Annotated in this window: 14 protein-coding genes; 11 read left to right on the top strand and 3 right to left on the bottom strand. The window is 37.2% G+C overall.

Translation table 11 applies throughout. The annotated features are described in order from the left end of the window. Nucleotides 1-6 precede the first annotated feature (6 nt). Nucleotides 7-837 (bottom strand): Cof-type HAD-IIB family hydrolase, encoded by an 831-nt coding sequence (locus A33S_RS0105095; RefSeq protein ID WP_009383498.1) that lies wholly within the window; start codon nt 835-837, stop codon nt 7-9. A 114-nt stretch (nt 838-951) separates the two neighbouring features. Here A33S_RS0105095 and A33S_RS0105090 point away from each other — a divergent pair, with 114 nt between their 5' ends. The 3 genes from A33S_RS0105090 (at nt 952) to clpB (ending at nt 6,101) form a co-directional block, all read left to right on the top strand. Then, the gene (locus A33S_RS0105090; protein WP_009383499.1) at nt 952-1,260 is read left to right on the top strand and encodes a metal-sulfur cluster assembly factor; all 309 of its coding nucleotides are present in this window, start codon (nt 952-954) and stop codon (nt 1,258-1,260) included. A 256-nt stretch (nt 1,261-1,516) separates the two neighbouring features. Next, complete coding sequence (locus A33S_RS0105085) at nt 1,517-3,355, top strand: acyltransferase family protein (RefSeq protein WP_392449959.1); 1,839 nt, start codon at nt 1,517-1,519, stop codon at nt 3,353-3,355. A 148-nt stretch (nt 3,356-3,503) separates the two neighbouring features. Continuing rightward, nucleotides 3,504-6,101 carry an ATP-dependent chaperone ClpB gene (gene clpB, locus A33S_RS0105080; protein WP_009383501.1) on the top strand — a complete coding sequence of 866 codons (2,598 nt, stop codon included), beginning with the start codon at nt 3,504-3,506 and terminating at the stop codon, nt 6,099-6,101. 63 nt (nt 6,102-6,164) lie between these two features. On the opposite strand, the gene A33S_RS0105075 is transcribed toward clpB, so the two are convergent. Beyond that, nucleotides 6,165-6,377, bottom strand: coding sequence for a DUF2929 family protein (locus tag A33S_RS0105075; protein WP_009383503.1), 213 nt, complete (start codon nt 6,375-6,377; stop codon nt 6,165-6,167). Between the two features lie 161 nt (nt 6,378-6,538). Between A33S_RS0105075 and A33S_RS0105070 the strand changes: the two genes are divergently transcribed. Both A33S_RS0105070 and fabF read left to right on the top strand, forming a co-directional pair. Then, nucleotides 6,539-7,480: a beta-ketoacyl-ACP synthase III gene (locus A33S_RS0105070; RefSeq protein WP_009383505.1), complete on the top strand. Its 942-nt coding sequence runs from the start codon at nt 6,539-6,541 to the stop codon at nt 7,478-7,480. A 12-nt stretch (nt 7,481-7,492) separates the two neighbouring features. After that, a complete protein-coding gene (fabF, locus tag A33S_RS0105065; RefSeq protein ID WP_009383507.1) occupies nt 7,493-8,737 on the top strand; it encodes a beta-ketoacyl-ACP synthase II in 1,245 nt (414 codons plus the stop codon). Between the two features lie 94 nt (nt 8,738-8,831). On the opposite strand, the gene A33S_RS0105055 is transcribed toward fabF, so the two are convergent. After that, nucleotides 8,832-9,206 carry a DUF3899 domain-containing protein gene (locus A33S_RS0105055; RefSeq protein WP_009383509.1) on the bottom strand — a complete coding sequence of 125 codons (375 nt, stop codon included), beginning with the start codon at nt 9,204-9,206 and terminating at the stop codon, nt 8,832-8,834. A gap of 250 nt (nt 9,207-9,456) precedes the next feature. Here A33S_RS0105055 and opp3b point away from each other — a divergent pair, with 250 nt between their 5' ends. Genes opp3b through A33S_RS0105025 form a run of 6 tightly spaced genes read left to right on the top strand, consistent with a single transcriptional unit; the run spans nt 9,457 to nt 16,863 of the window. Then, nucleotides 9,457-10,383 (top strand): oligopeptide ABC transporter permease, encoded by a 927-nt coding sequence (opp3b, locus tag A33S_RS0105050; RefSeq protein WP_009383511.1) that lies wholly within the window; start codon nt 9,457-9,459, stop codon nt 10,381-10,383. Next, nucleotides 10,383-11,450, top strand: coding sequence for an oligopeptide ABC transporter permease (gene opp3C / locus A33S_RS0105045; protein WP_009383512.1), 1,068 nt, complete (start codon nt 10,383-10,385; stop codon nt 11,448-11,450). The genes opp3b and opp3C overlap by 1 nt, the downstream gene beginning before the upstream one ends. A gap of 15 nt (nt 11,451-11,465) precedes the next feature. Next, the gene (locus A33S_RS0105040; RefSeq protein WP_009383513.1) at nt 11,466-12,548 is read left to right on the top strand and encodes an ABC transporter ATP-binding protein; all 1,083 of its coding nucleotides are present in this window, start codon (nt 11,466-11,468) and stop codon (nt 12,546-12,548) included. Then, complete coding sequence (locus tag A33S_RS0105035) at nt 12,538-13,479, top strand: ABC transporter ATP-binding protein (RefSeq protein WP_009383515.1); 942 nt, start codon at nt 12,538-12,540, stop codon at nt 13,477-13,479. The genes A33S_RS0105040 and A33S_RS0105035 overlap by 11 nt, the downstream gene beginning before the upstream one ends. Nucleotides 13,480-13,491: 12 nt before the next feature. Next, on the top strand, nt 13,492-15,150 hold the full coding sequence (locus A33S_RS0105030; protein WP_009383516.1) for a peptide ABC transporter substrate-binding protein: 1,659 nt from the start codon (nt 13,492-13,494) through the stop codon (nt 15,148-15,150). 57 nt (nt 15,151-15,207) lie between these two features. After that, nucleotides 15,208-16,863, top strand: coding sequence for a peptide ABC transporter substrate-binding protein (locus A33S_RS0105025; protein WP_009383517.1), 1,656 nt, complete (start codon nt 15,208-15,210; stop codon nt 16,861-16,863). The last annotated feature ends 66 nt before the right edge of the window (nt 16,864-16,929 follow it).

Raw genomic sequence — 16,929 nt, 5'->3', positions numbered from 1 at the left:
AAAGGTTTATTGCTCACGCGTCTTAGGCATATTTAAATTAAAGTAACGATTTAAGTATTCGCCAATACCATCGTCGTTATTCGACGCCGTTACATCATCAGAAACATCCTTCAATTCGCTTAAAGCGTTTGCCGTCGCAACACCATTACGCACGTATTTAATCATTTCGATATCATTATCTTCATCACCAAAAGCAATGGTATGTGATTGATGAATTTGTAAGTAATCGCAAACAGACATGATACCGCGCGCTTTATTGATACCTTTAGCTACAATCTCAATAACAGGAAATGGCGCGCCCCAACGTCTATGCTCGATATGTTCAGTATAAAAATGACTTAACATGTCCTTAATGTCAGAAATAGACTCTTCTTTAGCTTCCACTAATAAGGAAGTCGGTGCCTCTTTCAAGTTCTCACGTAAATCACCCGTAATAATTTCAGGTTCTCCCATACTAAACCCTTCAAAAAGGCGATCATCCGGCGAATTGATATACACATGATCTTTAACTTCCGCTATCATATTCGTTACACCATGACGATGTAGAGACTTAATCACTTCTAAAGATAAGCCTAAATCAAGTACACGATGCGTCACTGGGAAATCTTCATTCTTAGGATGATGGACATAGGCGCCATTAAAATTCACAATAGGCGTATTAAGACCGAGTTCATCATAGTAAACCTTACTTGCTCTGTACGGGCGACCCGTCGCAATCATAACTTGGTGCCCGCGACGCATAACTTCATTTAAGATATCTTTCGTGTAAGGTGGGATTGTTTTTTCATCATTTAATAATGTGCCGTCTAAATCCAAAACGATTAAGTGCTGTTCCATATAAAACTCCTTATGTAAATACTTTTCATGTATCAATATCATAGCATTTTATTGGCGTTTTGTCGGATATTTGATATATTGTATTTATGATTAAAATTAAAAGAGGTGATATGGATGGATGAAGCATTAAAGGACAATATCCTAGGCGCTTTAGAGAACGTAATTGACCCCGAGTTAGGTATTGATATCGTTAACTTAGGTCTTGTATATAAAGTTGATTTAGACGATGATGGTTTATGCACTGTTGAAATGACATTAACTTCAATCGGTTGTCCATTAGGACCGCAAATCGTTGATCAAGTTAAGACAGCATTAGCTGAGTTACCAGAGATTCAAGATACTGAAGTAAATATCGTTTGGAATCCACCATGGAATAAAGATATGATGTCACGTTACGCTAAAATTGCGTTAGGTGTAAGCTAATCTGAATTTCATATAGATAGAGAAGACGTGAGGCGATTTAAGTCTCACGTTTTTATTTTTTGAAAAGGCCTTTTAAGACCGCACCGCTTACTCAGAATCACGCCACTAAACTTCCGCTTCAAAAGCCTTCTAAGATTATATTAAAGATTATTGCAAAAATATAACAAAAATATTACAATCATATTATTGCTTGTAAAGTTTATTATATAACATTCAAATTACATACCGTTCACATTGAATGCATCGCTTTATAAGAATGAACTCAATTTATTTTAGAAAGAATGAAAACCTCATGAATCCAAATCAATCATCCAATCACGGACAAAAACGTTATTTACCTGGTTTAGATGGTCTACGTGCAATAGCGGTTATTGCCATCATGGTGTACCATCTCAACGTAAGATGGTTATCTGGCGGGTTTGTCGGTGTCGATACATTTTTCGTTATTTCAGGTTTTTTAATTACAAGTCTTTTACTATATGAATATGATGCATCGCAGCGCATCGACTTAAAAGGATTCTGGCTCCGTAGAATCAAACGCTTATTACCCGCGAGCTTATTCGTAATAAGTAGTGTCGTCTTATACACGGTTCTCTTTGATGAAGGTCACATTCTCTCAATTCGTAAGGATGCAACGGCAGCCATTTTTTATGTATCCAATTGGTGGTACATCTTTCGAGATGTCGATTACTTCAATCAATTTGAATTGATGCCACTCAAGCATCTATGGTCACTTGCAATCGAAGAACAGTTCTACATTTTATTCCCGCTTATCATAGGGCTTTTACTAAAGAAATTTAAGAAACGACACAAAGTCATATTAATCTTATTCGGAGTTTCAATCATTTCCTTAATCGTGATGATGTCGTTAAAAGGGTTCGGCTTATCATTATCAAGACTTTACTTCGGTACAGATACACGCCTACAAACGCTATTACTCGGTGTACTCTTAGCATTCATTTGGCCGCCATTTCGGTTGAAAGCTAATCCGCCAAAGACGCTACAATATACTGTCGAAGGTCTAGGTATCTTCGGACTCATCGCACTTATCGCGTCAATGTTTCTTATAAACGATCAAATGCCTGTACTATATGTAGGCGGCTTTTATATCTTGTCTTTCATCACGTTATTCATTATTATGAGCGCTGTGCATCCAAGCACATACTTATCGAAAGTCTTAAGTTTACCGATACTCAAGTATATCGGTCAGCGTTCGTATAGTTTATATTTATGGCATTATCCGATTATGAGTGTCATGAGTTCTTATTTTGTACAAGGCCAAATCCCTTGGTACATCTACGTATCAGAGGTTGTGCTTACGTTTGCTTGTGCAGAAGTGTCATATCGATTTATTGAAACACCGATCCGAAGAGAGGGTTTCAAAGCGTTCAAAGTTCATCCTTTCAACTTTCGACGATATGGCCGCACAATCCTATCTGCGCTCATGATATTTATATTAACCGTTTCAGTGCTTGGTGGTTTTAATTCATTATCAAAGGTCCAAGCTGATGCGTCACATAACACGACGTTTAATACAAATAAGCTTGAAGATCAAATTGCCGTACCCATACACTTTGACCATATCGATCTAACCGGCGACAAACTGATCACGCAGAACGATACAACACTCGCGCCTCTGTTACTAGGTGACTCTATAATGGTAGATATCGGTTCATATTTTAAAGGCGAAATCCCTCTATCAGAAATTGATGGTAAGGTGGGGCGTAATTTAATTCAGGCCGTACCTTTAGCCGAGAAGAAGTATGCGTCTTACAATAAGAAGGGTAAGATCGTGGTGCTCGAGCTAGGGACGAATGGTGACTTTTCAAAGGCGCAACTCGATTCCCTCCTTGAAAAGTTCAATCAAGCTAACGTCTATCTCGTGAACACGCGCGTTCCTCGTAATTACGAAACGCACGTGAACCAATTACTCAAAGAAGCGTCCGAAGAACATGACAACGTCCATTTAGTAGATTGGTATAAGAAATCAGAAGGACATGTGGAGTATTTCGCATATGATGGCATACATTTAGAAGCACCAGGCATCAAAGCGTTGTCACGCGCAATCATTAGTGAATTGAATCAAACGAAGTAAATATAACGCGTTTCCTAAAAAGATTAAAAAATCTTGAAAGGGGAACGTGTTTTTTAGTTAAATCATTTGAAAGTCATGAGTTGTGGCGTTATACTAGTATTAGTCAAAGAAAGTCAAAGTCAAGACGATAACTGAGAGGTGAACGATATTGGACATAAATCAAATGACGCATGCTGTTCAAGGTGCCTTACAAAAGGCGATTGAAGAAGCTAAAAATCAAAAGATACAAAATGTCGAAATTGAATGTGTGTTAAAATCGTGCGTACTCGAACATGATAGTCTTTTCAAATCGATTCTTGAACGTGCGAAAGTTGATACGGATGAATTAATCGAAGCGTATAATAAGAAGTTAGCATCTTATGCAACGGTTAAAGGTGATAACGTCACATATGGTGAATACGTTGGGCCTAAAACGAACGAACTATTTACGAAATCAAAACAATACATGGAACAATATGAAGACGCATACATCTCAATGGAACACGTATTGTTAGCTGCAATGGAAATTGATCAAACAACTCAATCATTTGTTTCACATAAAGAAAAGGTCATCAAAGAAATCATTAAGAAAATTAGAGGAGGGAATCATGTGACATCTCAAAATCCAGAAGTAAACTATGAAGCTTTAGAAAAATATGGTCGCGACTTAGTAGAAGAAGTACGAAACGGTAAGATGGATCCCGTTATCGGACGTGATGACGAAATTCGTAATGCGATTCGTATCCTAAGTCGTAAAACGAAAAACAACCCAGTTCTTATCGGTGAACCTGGTGTTGGTAAAACAGCAATCGTTGAAGGTATCGCACAGCGTATCGTTAGAAAAGACGTGCCTGAAACACTAATGGATAAAACGGTATTTGAGCTTGATTTAAGTGCGCTTGTAGCCGGTGCGAAATACCGTGGTGAATTCGAAGAACGTTTAAAAGCAGTTCTTAAAGAAATTAAAGAATCAGAAGGTCGCATCTTACTCTTCATCGACGAGATTCATATGTTAGTTGGTGCAGGTAAAACAGATGGTGCGATGGACGCAGGTAACATGTTAAAACCCATGTTAGCACGTGGCGAATTACATTGTATTGGTGCTACAACTTTAAATGAGTACCGTGAATATATTGAAAAAGACTCTGCGTTAGAACGCCGTTTCCAAAAAGTAAACGTCAGTGAACCAGATATAGAAGATACGATTTCAATCTTACGTGGTCTTAAAGAGCGTTATGAAGTGTATCATGGTGTGCGTATTCAAGACCGTGCTTTAGTGGCAGCGGCAGAACTATCAGACCGCTACATCACAGATCGCTTCTTACCTGATAAAGCGATTGACTTAGTTGACCAAGCTTGTGCCACAATTAAGACCGAAATGGGTTCTAATCCAACAGAACTTGACCAAGTCAATCGACGCGTGATGCAACTTGAAATCGAAGAAAGCGCACTGAAAAACGAGTCTGACCAATCCAGTCAAAACCGACTTAAAGAACTTCAAGAAGAACTCGCGAATGAGAAAGAAAAACAAGCTGAAATTTCGTCTCGCGTAGAAAAGGAAAAAGAAAAAATTAAAGTCGTACAAGAAAAACGTACGGAACTTGATGAAAGACGTAAAGCATTAGAAGATGCAGAGAATAATTATAACTTAGAGAAAGCAGCCGAACTACAACACGGTAAAATTCCGCAATTAGAACGTGAACTCAAAGAGTTAGAGGAACAATTCCAAGAAGCGGATGGAAATAAAAACGATCACATCATTAGAGAAATGGTATCTGACGAAGAAATTGGCGATATCGTGAGTCAATGGACAGGCATTCCAGTTTCCAAACTCGTTGAAACAGAACGTGAAAAGTTACTCAACTTAAGTGATATCTTACATGAACGTGTGGTTGGACAAGATAAAGCAGTTGATCTTGTGTCTGATGCGGTTGTAAGAGCACGTGCAGGCATTAAGGATCCTAATCGACCAATCGGTAGTTTCTTATTCTTAGGTCCAACTGGTGTCGGTAAGACAGAACTTGCGAAATCACTCGCTTCTACATTATTCGATTCTGAAAAGCACATGATACGTATCGACATGAGTGAGTATATGGAGAAACATGCTGTGTCACGTTTAATTGGTGCACCTCCAGGCTATGTCGGTCATGACGAAGGCGGTCAATTAACAGAAGCAGTAAGACGTAATCCTTACTCAGTCATCTTACTTGATGAGATTGAGAAGGCACATTCAGATGTCTTTAACGTGTTACTTCAAATTCTAGACGATGGTCGTTTAACAGACTCTAAAGGTCGTAGCGTCGACTTTAAGAATACGATCATTATCATGACAAGTAATATCGGTTCTGACATTCTTCTTGATAACGTTCAATCAACTGGTGATATTCAGGAATCAACTGAGAAATCAGTCATGTCACGCTTACATGATTATTTCAAACCTGAAATCTTGAACCGTATGGATGACATTGTATTATTTAAACCATTAACGGTTGAAGATATGGAAATGATTATAGACCGTATTATCACAAACTTAAATATCAGATTAATGGATCAAGGTATTCAACTCGATGTATCTAAAGAAGCGAAAGTGTGGATGGGTCGCACTGCATATGAACCGCAATTTGGTGCACGTCCGTTAAAACGTTTCGTGCAAAAGCACATTGAGACACCTATAGCGCGTCTGATGATTAAAGAGAACTTTGATGAAGGTACTACAATTAAAGTTTCGCTTGAAGACGAATCACTTAATTTCGAAGTTGAATCATAATGAAAAAGGGTCAGAGTAACGTATTGAGAAATCAATAACGTCTCTGACCCAATTTTTATAAAATTATCTTTGATGTGAAACTTCAGATTTAGCATGTGAATCGCGTTTCGATGGTTTCATAATAGCATCTAAGATAGCGATAACGATCACGATTATAACAGCCATAACGATTGGTGTGAAGAAGTTAAGGCTGCCACCACCAGCAAGACTATTTAATACAAAGTTGATCATTTGCATTAAAAGCAGTGCCCAAATAAATGTAATGACGTATCTCATGACACAAGCCTCCATAATTTAATCTTTCTTTAAGTATAATGAATAGAAATCAATTTGTATAGTCTTACAAATATTATATAATGGTGGAGACTTGTATTTAAAAACAAGCTTATGTTAAATTAATACCTGGTATTAAAATTATTTTAAGAAGGTGTACAGTCATGGATGTAGGAATCAAAGGTTTTGGTGTACACGTTCCTGAACGTGTTATCGATAATGCCTATTTTGAATCATATCTTGATACGTCTGATGAATGGATTTCAAAAATGACAGGTATCAAAGAACGTCGTTGGGCTCGTGAAGATGAAGATACTTCTGATTTAGCATATGAGGCTTCTAAAAAAGCGATTAAAGACGCTGGTTTAGAACCTGAAGATATTGATATGGTCATCGTAGGTACAGCTACAGGAGATTATCCATTTCCATCCGTAGCAAACATTTTACAAAAGCGCTTAGGTCTACGTAAGGTCGCTTCAATGGATCAACTCGCAGCATGTTCAGGCTTTATGTATTCAATGATAACTGCGAAGCATTTTATCGAATCAGGCGACTATACAAACGTTTTAGTTGTCGGTGCTGAAAAGTTATCTAAGATTACAGATAAAAATGATCGTTCAACAGCTATTTTATTTGGTGATGGTGCTGGTGCAGCAGTATTAGGACCAGTATCAGAAGGACGCGGCATACTAAGTTATGAACTTGGTTCAGATGGCATCGGCGGTCAATACTTATATCAAGATTTAGATATGAATACGATTAAAATGAATGGTCGTGAAGTATTTAAATTTGCAGTAAGAATCATGGGTGATGCTTCTAAACGTATTGTTGAAAAAGCAAACCTTACACCTGATGATATTAGTATGTTCTTTCCACACCAAGCGAACATTCGAATTATGGAAACAGCTCGTGAGCGTTTAAATCTTCCTAAAGAGAAGATGAGTGTTTCCGTGAACAAATATGGTAATACTTCAACGGCTTCTATTCCGTTAAGTATCGGTCAAGAATTAGAAAATGGTAAAATCAAAGATGATGATGTATTAGTTCTAGTCGGTTTTGGCGGCGGTCTCACATGGGGCGCAGTTACTATCCGATGGGGTAAATAGGAGGATTAACATATGAGTAAAAAACAACGTGTTGTTATTACAGGATTAGGTGCTTTATCACCACTTGGTAACGATGTAAAAACAACTTGGGATAATGCATTAAAAGGTGTTAATGGTATCGATGAAGTTACACGCATTGATATGTCTAAATTTAATGTTAACCTAGCTGGTGAATTAAAAGACTTTGACATTCATGATCACATCGAGAAAAAAGATGCGCGTAAAATGGCGCGTTTTACACAATATGCGGTTGTAGCTGCTCGTGAAGCGGTTAAAGATGCGAAACTTGAAATCACAGACCAAAATAGTAGCCGTGTTGGTGTTTGGATCGGTTCAGGTATCGGCGGTATGGAAACTTTCGAATATGCACATAACCAACTTTTAGAAAAAGGTCCTAGACGTGTTAGTCCGTTCTTCGTACCAATGTTAATTCCTGATATGGCTACAGGCCAAGTATCAATTGACTTAGGTGCTAAAGGTCCAAACGGCGCAACTGTAACTGCTTGTGCTACTGGTACAAACTCTATTGGTGACGCTTTTAAAGTTATTCAACGTGGTGACGCTGATGCGATGATTACTGGTGGTACTGAAGCACCAATCACATACATGGCAATTGCTGGATTCAGTGCAAGCCGTGCCTTATCTACAAATAAAGATAGAGAAACAGCTTGCCGCCCATTCCAAGAAGGCCGTGATGGCTTTGTAATGGGTGAAGGTGCAGGTGTAGTAGTGCTTGAATCACTTGAATCAGCTAAAGCGCGTGGTGCACATATCTACGCTGAGTTAGTAGGTTACGGTTCAACAGGTGATGCCTACCACATTACAGCGCCAGCGCCTGAAGGTGAAGGCGGTTCTCGTGCTATGGAAGCAGCGATGGAAGATGCAGGTATTGAACCTAAAGATATCCAATACTTAAACGCGCACGGTACAAGTACGCCAGTTGGTGACTTATACGAAGTTCAAGCGATTAAGAATACGTTTGGCGATGCAGTAAAAGACCTTAAGATTAATTCTACAAAATCTATGACAGGTCACTTATTAGGTGCTACAGGCGCAATTGAAACAATTTTCTCAGCGCTATCAATTCGTGATAAGAAAATTGCGCCAACTATTCATTCTGACAATCCAGATCCAGAAATCGATATTGATATTGTTGGTAATGAAGCAATTGACCACGACATCACTTATGCGATGAGTAACAGCTTAGGATTTGGTGGTCACAATGCAGTACTTATTCTTAAAAAATATGATGAGTAATTAGATATAAATTAAAGAGTTTAGGATGTTCTTAATGAACATGCCTAAACTCTTTTTTTATAAATATATGTATATTTCAGGTGGACATACGTCTTTAGAACGTTAAGCTTATGATAATCGAATTAATGACATAAATGACGCTAATAATTAAACCGATTTTAACCCAAGGCTTAACAATATAAAATGCTTTCTTAGGAGATTTAGGGTTCATAAAATCATCATTCTCCCATTCAAGTCGTTTCTTTTTTGGAGAAAGCTGATAACGTAGTCGTCTAAACCCATAACTTGTCGCATCAAACACACCTTCTTGGACAATTAAGACTATAAATAATCCACAAGTAGTCAAAATACTAACTGAAAAAAACACATTATTAAAAACCGCTAAAGTATGTGAATTAAACAACCAAATTAATAAACTCAACATTGGTATGCCGATAACAAATATGATACAAGTTTTTAAATTTCTCATGCCATTACCTTCTTTAATTAAAGTTATTCTTATTGTATCTCAAATGCTTTTATAAGAAAATATTTATTTCTGAAAATTCTTTAAAATTAGGTTAATACGACACATTAGATAAATTTAAAAATAAAGTACTTTATTCTTTTAAAGTAAAACAATATTGCATTTAATATAAAAATTTGAGTATAATTGAAATAGTTGAATTCAGAAAATTTTGAAAGGGAGAATTTTTTGAAATCTTAAAGGGGGATTGAAAATGCTTAGGTATACTTTAAAACGGTTGTTATACATGGTGGTGTCATTATTTGTTGTAATGACAATCACTTTTTTCTTAATGAAATTAATGCCAGGGTCACCATTTAACGACCAAAAATTAAGTGAGGAACAAAAACAAATCTTAAATGAAAAGTACGGATTAAACGATCCTGTACCAGTTCAATACTTAAACTATCTAAAAAATACGTTAACGGGGGACTTTGGTAACTCATTTCAATATCATAACCAGCCTGTTTGGGATTTAATTCAGCCACGATTGTTACCATCACTTGAAATGGGACTAATCGCTATGATTATTGGTGTTGTTATAGGCGTAATTTTAGGCGTAATAGCTGCAGTTAAGCAAAATACTTGGGTGGACTATACAGCGACATTTATTTCAGTAATTGCAATCTCAGTACCATCATTCGTATTAGCTGTATTATTACAATATGTATTCTCAGTACGACTTCAATGGTTTCCAGTGGCAGGTTGGGAAGGCGTATCTACAGTTGTCTTGCCGTCATTAGCACTATCTGCAGTAGTTATTGCGACAGTGGCACGTTACATAAGGGCAGAAATGATTGAAGTGCTTAGCTCAGACTACATCTTACTTGCAAGAGCAAAAGGTAACTCTATGGCTCGTGTATTATTTGGGCATGCGTTACGTAATGCATTAATTCCAGTAATCACAATATTAGTTCCTATGTTAGCGAGTATCTTAACTGGTACCTTAACCATTGAGAATATCTTCGGTGTACCAGGATTAGGGGATCAATTCGTACGATCTATCCAAACGAACGACTTTTCGGTTATTATGGCGCTCTCCTTATTATTTAGTTTCTTATTTATCGTATCAATTTTCATAGTTGATATATTATACGGTTTAATAGACCCACGAATTAGATTACAAGGAGGGAAAAAATAATGCGAATTGATAATACTAACAAACCACATGATGATCACTCAAACGCTACAATGACACATACTTCTGAAGGCATTATGGATTCTGACTTCGTTCAATCAACAAGAGAACGTGTGAATGATAATGAAATTAAACGTGAAAGCCGAACTTTCTGGCAAGACGCATGGAGTCAACTCAAACAAAATAAACTTGCAATCGTCGGCATGATTGGTTTAATCATAATTATCTTGTTAGCACTTATAGGACCTATGCTCAATAGTCATAGTTATGCTGAACAAGATATAGATAGACGTAACTTACCACCTAAAGTTCCAGTTTTAGAACATGTACCATTATTACCATTTGATGGCGAAGGTGAAGATGGTAAGAATGCATATGAAGAAGCAAATGTTAAAGAGAACTTTTGGTTTGGGACTGACCAATTAGGTCGTGACTTATGGTCACGTACTTGGCAGGGTGCTCAAATCTCATTATTTATAGGTGTAGTTGCTGCATTACTCGATGTATTTATCGGTGTCGTATATGGCGCTATATCAGGATTTTTCGGCGGTCGAGTCGATGATATTATGCAACGTATTATCGAAATAATTGCTTCAATTCCGATTCTAATTGTTGTTATTTTATTCGTATTAATTTTTGAACCGTCTATTTGGACAATCATCCTTGCAATGACGATTACCGGTTGGATTGGTATGAGTCGTGTTGTTCGAGGTGAGTTCTTAAAACTTAAAGGACAAGAATTCGTTATGGCATCTAAAACATTAGGTGCTTCAAAAGGAAAATTAATTTTTAAACACATCTTACCTAATACATTAGGCGCGATCATTGTTACCTCAATGTTTACGGTACCTAATGCGATATTCTTCGAGGCGTTTCTAAGCTTCATTGGTATCGGTGTTCCAGCACCTAAAACGTCACTTGGTTCACTCGTAAATGATGGTCGACAATTACTATTAATTCACCCACATGAATTATTTATTCCAGCCGTTGTATTAAGTTTATTAATTTTATTCTTCTATCTATTTAGTGATGGTTTACGAGATGCATTTGATCCAAAAATGCGTAAATAAAGGGGGCTTTTAAAAATGAGAGAACGTGTGCTAGAGGTCAATGATTTGCATGTATCGTTTGATATCACTGGAGGTGAAGTTCAAGCGGTACGAGGTGTAGATTTCTTGCTTCATAAAGGGGAAACACTTGCGATTGTAGGTGAATCTGGATCTGGTAAGTCAGTTACGACTAAGGCTTTGACGAAACTTTTCCAAGGAAATACAGGACGTATTAAAAAAGGAGAAGTCTTATTTAACGGTGAAGACTTGACTAAAAAGAGTGAAAAGGAACTTATGAAATTGAGAGGTAAAGATATCTCAATGATATTTCAGGACCCGATGACATCACTTAATCCAACGATGAAGATTGGAAAGCAAGTTATGGAACCATTAATTAAGCATAGAGGATTTAATAAAGCAGATGCAAAAAAGCGCGCAATCGAAATTTTAGAAATGGTTGGATTACCTAATGCCAAGAAACGCTTTAATGCATATCCACACCAATTCTCGGGTGGGCAAAGACAACGTATTGTTATCGCAACAGCACTTGCATGTGAACCTAAAGTATTGATTGCGGATGAACCTACAACTGCTTTAGACGTAACTATGCAAGCTCAAATCTTAGACTTAATGAAAGAGCTTCAACAAAAGATTGATACGTCGATTATATTCATAACACACGACTTAGGTGTGGTCGCGAACGTGGCAGACCGTGTAGCTGTTATGTACGGCGGACAGATGATTGAACGCGGTAATGTAGAAGAAATCTTTTATGACCCACAACATCCGTATACATGGGGATTATTATCATCAATGCCTGATTTAGAAACAAATAATGATACTGAATTACTTGCGATTCCAGGGACGCCTCCTGATTTATTACACCCACCAACGGGAGATGCATTCGCGAGACGTAGTGACTATGCATTAGAGGTAGATTTTAAAGAGGCACCTCCATGGTTTAAAGTATCGCCTACGCACTTTGTTAAATCTTGGTTATTAGATGAACGTGCACCTAAAGTTGAACCGCCACAGATGGTTAAGCTTAAGCAACGACCGATGCCGAACAATTTCGACAAACCAGAACGTGTAGAAAGGGTGGCTTTAAATGAATCATGAAGATAATGTTTTATTAGAAGTTAAAAATTTAAAGCAATATTTTAACGTAGGTAAACCTAATGAAGTGCGTGCTGTAGACGATGTATCGTTTAAGATTTATAAAGGGGAAACGTTAGGTTTAGTTGGTGAGTCTGGTTGTGGTAAGTCAACTACAGGAAAAGCTTTAATTAAACTTAACCATGCCACGGCAGGCGAAGTGCTATATAACGGCGTTAATATCAACGACATTAAGAGCCGCAAAGCATCACTTAAATTTAATAAGAAGATGCAAATGATATTCCAAGATCCATACGCATCATTAAATCCACGTTTAAAAGTTATGGATATTGTGGCTGAAGGAATCGACATTCACAGATTAGTAGAAAGTAAGCGAGATCGTAAAAAACGTGTCTATGATTTACTTGAAACTGTAGGTTTACGTAAAGACCATGCGAACCGATATCCACACGAATTCTCAGGTGGCCAACGTCAACGTATCGGTATCGCCAGAGCCTTAGCAGTTGAACCAGAATTCATCATTGCGGATGAACCGATTTCAGCATTAGATGTTTCTATTCAAGCACAAGTTGTAAACTTGCTACAAAAGCTTCAGCGTGAGCACGGTATCACATTCTTGTTTATTGCACATGACTTGTCTATGGTTAAGTACATATCAGACCGCATTGCTGTCATGCACTTTGGTAAGATTGTAGAGCTTGGTTCTGCGGATGATATTTATAATCGTCCGTTGCATCCTTACACGAAATCTTTATTGTCTGCCGTACCTCAACCAGATCCTGAGAGCGAACGTACACGTAAACGTGTTACATATCAGGAAGATGCGAGCTTAAAAAATGAACGTACGTTGCAAGAATGCTTTGAAGGGCATTATGTTCACGCAACCGATCAAGAAATTGGGGACATCAGACAACAATTTAGTAGTACGGTGTAAGGGGGTAAAACGATGAAATCAAAAAGCTTTAGATTATTAGGCATATTTTTAGGAATCGTGCTTTTATTAAGTGCATGTGGAAACTCTGAAGGCTTATATAGCGATAAAGGTCAAACTTTACGTAAAGTCATTGCTTCAGATATGACATCACTTGATTCTGCAGCTGTGACAGATACGGTAAGTTTCTCTGTATATAAACAAGTTTATGAGGGTTTGTATTCTCTTGATAGTGATGATAAAGCAGTACCAGGCGTTGCTAAAGGTGAGCCTAAAGTAACGAATGACGGTAAAACGTATACATTTAAATTGCGAAAAGATGCTAAATGGTCAAACGGTGACCCAGTAACAGCTCATGATTTTGAATTTGCATGGAAGCGTGTATTAGATCCTGACACAGCATCTCAATATGCTTATATTATGTATGATATTAAAAATGCTGAAGCAGCCAACTTAGGTAAGAAACCGTTAGACAGCGTTGGTGTAAAAGCTTTAGATGACCATACTTTAAAAGTAGAGCTTAATAAAGCGATTCCATATTTCAAAGAATTAACATCGTTCGGAACTTATATGCCTCAAAACGAGAAGGTAGTTAAGAAGTATGGTAAAGAATATGGTTTAAAAGCAGATAATGTAGTTTATAACGGACCATTTGAGGTTAAAAATTGGAAGGTTGAAGACCGTATTCAACTTGTCAAGAACAACAATTATTGGGATAAAGACGTTGTTAAACTTGATAGAGTAAACTTTAAGGTTCTTAAAGATCAGCAAGCTGGAGCATCGTTATTTGATACTAATTCAGTAGATATAACTAAAATTGTAGCTGAACAAGTAGAAAAATATGAAGATAGCCCGGCTCTGAACAAACGTTTATTATCAAGTACTTTCTACATTAAGATGAACCAGAAAACAGTTCCTGCATTTAAGAACGAAGAATTTAGAAAAGCAATTGCAAAATCAATTAATAAGAAAGGTTATGTAGATTCGGTTAAAAATGATGGTTCTGAACCAGTAGATGTCTTTACAGCTAAAAAAACCGCTGATTCACCTAATGGGAAGGACTTTTCTTCTACTATAAAATCGCCATTGAAGTATAGTCCTAAAGAAGCTCAACAACATTTAGAAAAGGCTAAAAAACAGCTAGGTAAAGATAAGATTGTCTTTTCAATGAATACTGAAGATACGCCAGATGCTAAAATTTCTGCTGAGTTTATCAAAGCACAAGTTGAGAAAAATCTTCCTGGTGTTACTTTGAAAGTTAAACAAATGCCATTTAAACAACGATTAACATTAGAACAAAATGAAACTTATGAAGCATCACTATCTGGTTGGGGGCCAGATTATCCAGACCCACTAACATTCCTGAATATCATGACGACTGGTAACTCGAATAATAATACTGGTTGGTCGAATAAAGAATATGATCAGCTCGTTAAAGATGCGAATGGTAAATTGCTTACTAAACCTAAGGAGCGACAAGCAGCTATGAAAAAGGCTGAAGAAATGATGCTTAATGACGCTCCCGTAGCACCTATCTACCAAAAAGGACAAGCAGAATTAATTAACCCTCAACTAAAAGGTATTATCTACAACCAAATCGGTGGCGAATATTCTTACAAGTACGCATATTTTGATAAAAGTATTGACCGTGAAACAGGCGAAAAAAAGAAATAAATCATTATTGAGGCACTTCACATTGAAGTGTCTCTTTCTTAAAAAAGGGGAGAAAATATGAAATATTATAAATGGTTTAGTACTTTCATAATTATAATGATGTTGATGACTGCTTGCGGTAATAAGGAAAGTTTGTACGACTCGAAAGGACAAGTTTATCGAACTGTAATGGGTAGTGATATGCACTCACTTGATACTACGAAAGCATCAGATCAAGTTTCCTTTAACCAATTTAACCAAGTCTTCGAAGGGTTATATCGATTTGATAAAAATGATAAACCTAAGCCTGCTTTGGCAAAGGGCATGCCTAAAGTTACGAATGACGGTAAAACCTATACAGTTAAGCTTAAGCAACATGGCAAATGGTCTAATGGAGATGATGTAACGGCACACGACTTCGTTTATGCTTGGCGTAAAGTAGTTGATCCTAAGAATGCGAGTGAATATGCATTTATTATGTATGATATTAAAAACGGTAAGGACGTGAATGAAAGTAAGAAAGCGCTCGATAAATTGGGCGTCAAAGCGATAGATGATTATACGCTTAGAATTGAACTTGAGAAACCAATTCCTTACTTTACGAGCATGCTTGCGTTTCCGACATTCTTCCCTCAAAATGAAAAGGTTTCTAAGAAATTTGGTGATAAGTACGCCACTACGGGTGATAAAGCAGTATACAATGGGCCTTTTAAATTGGAGGAATGGAAACCTGAGGATAAAATTATCTTAGCGAAGAATGAGCAATATTGGGATAAGGAAGCGGTTCACTTGGACAAAGTGAAGTATAAAGTAATCAAAGACCCGCAAGCTGGCGCGGCGTTGTATGATACGGATTCCGTCGATTCTGCCGGTATTGTAGCTGAACAGGTTGATAAATATAAAGATAATCCTGGTTTGAAAAGTCGTTTGCTTGTATCATCTGCTTATATCAAGATGAACCAGAAGAAGGTACCAGCCTTTAGAAACAAAGACTTTAGACTCGCGATTGCGAAATCAATAGATAAGGAAGGGTTTGTAGATACTGTTAAAAACGATGGATCCACGGTGAATAATGCATTTACGGCTAAGAAGACGGCTGAAACAGTTGATGGTCAAGATTTCGCAGATACTGTTGATTCGCCACTTAAATATAATCCGAAGGCAGCTAAAGCCCATTTGGAAAAGGCCAAGAAAGCATTAGGCAAGGATGCGTTTACGTTTAGTTTAAACACAGAAGATACACCTGATACCAAACTTGCTGCAGAATACATCAAAGGCGAGATTGAGAAAAATCTACCTGGCGTAACTGTTAAAATTAAGCAATTACCATTTAAACAAAGATGGAATAATGAGCTTACGATGAATTATGAAAGTTCGATATCATTGTGGAATCCGGACTATCCAGACCCGATTTCTTATATGGATATCATGACGAAAGATCACCCAAATAATAATACCGGTTGGTCGAGTAAGCGTTATGATCAACTTGTGAAAGATGCGAATGGTAAGTTGCTGCAAAGACCAAAAGAACGTGAAGCAGCTCTACGTGAGGCAGAAGAATTAATGCTAAAAGAAGCACCTATTGCACCAATATATCAAAAGGGCTCGACCTATCTAGAAAATCCACAAGTAAAAGGCCGAGTAAACCATTCAATGGGTGGTAGCACGACATTAAAACATGTCTATATTGATAAAAGTATCGACAAGGAAACAGGTAAGAAAAAAGATAAATAAATCAATTTTATAACGATTGACCCACTAGGAGTAAATGTACTTCTGGTGGGTCTTTTTCTAACCTGC

Origin of the sequence: Staphylococcus massiliensis CCUG 55927, assembly GCF_000298075.1 — a bacterium.
Lineage (GTDB): Bacteria > Bacillota > Bacilli > Staphylococcales > Staphylococcaceae > Staphylococcus > Staphylococcus massiliensis.
Note: the sequence above shows the minus strand (reverse complement) of the source record. Positions and strands in the feature narration are given on the sequence as shown.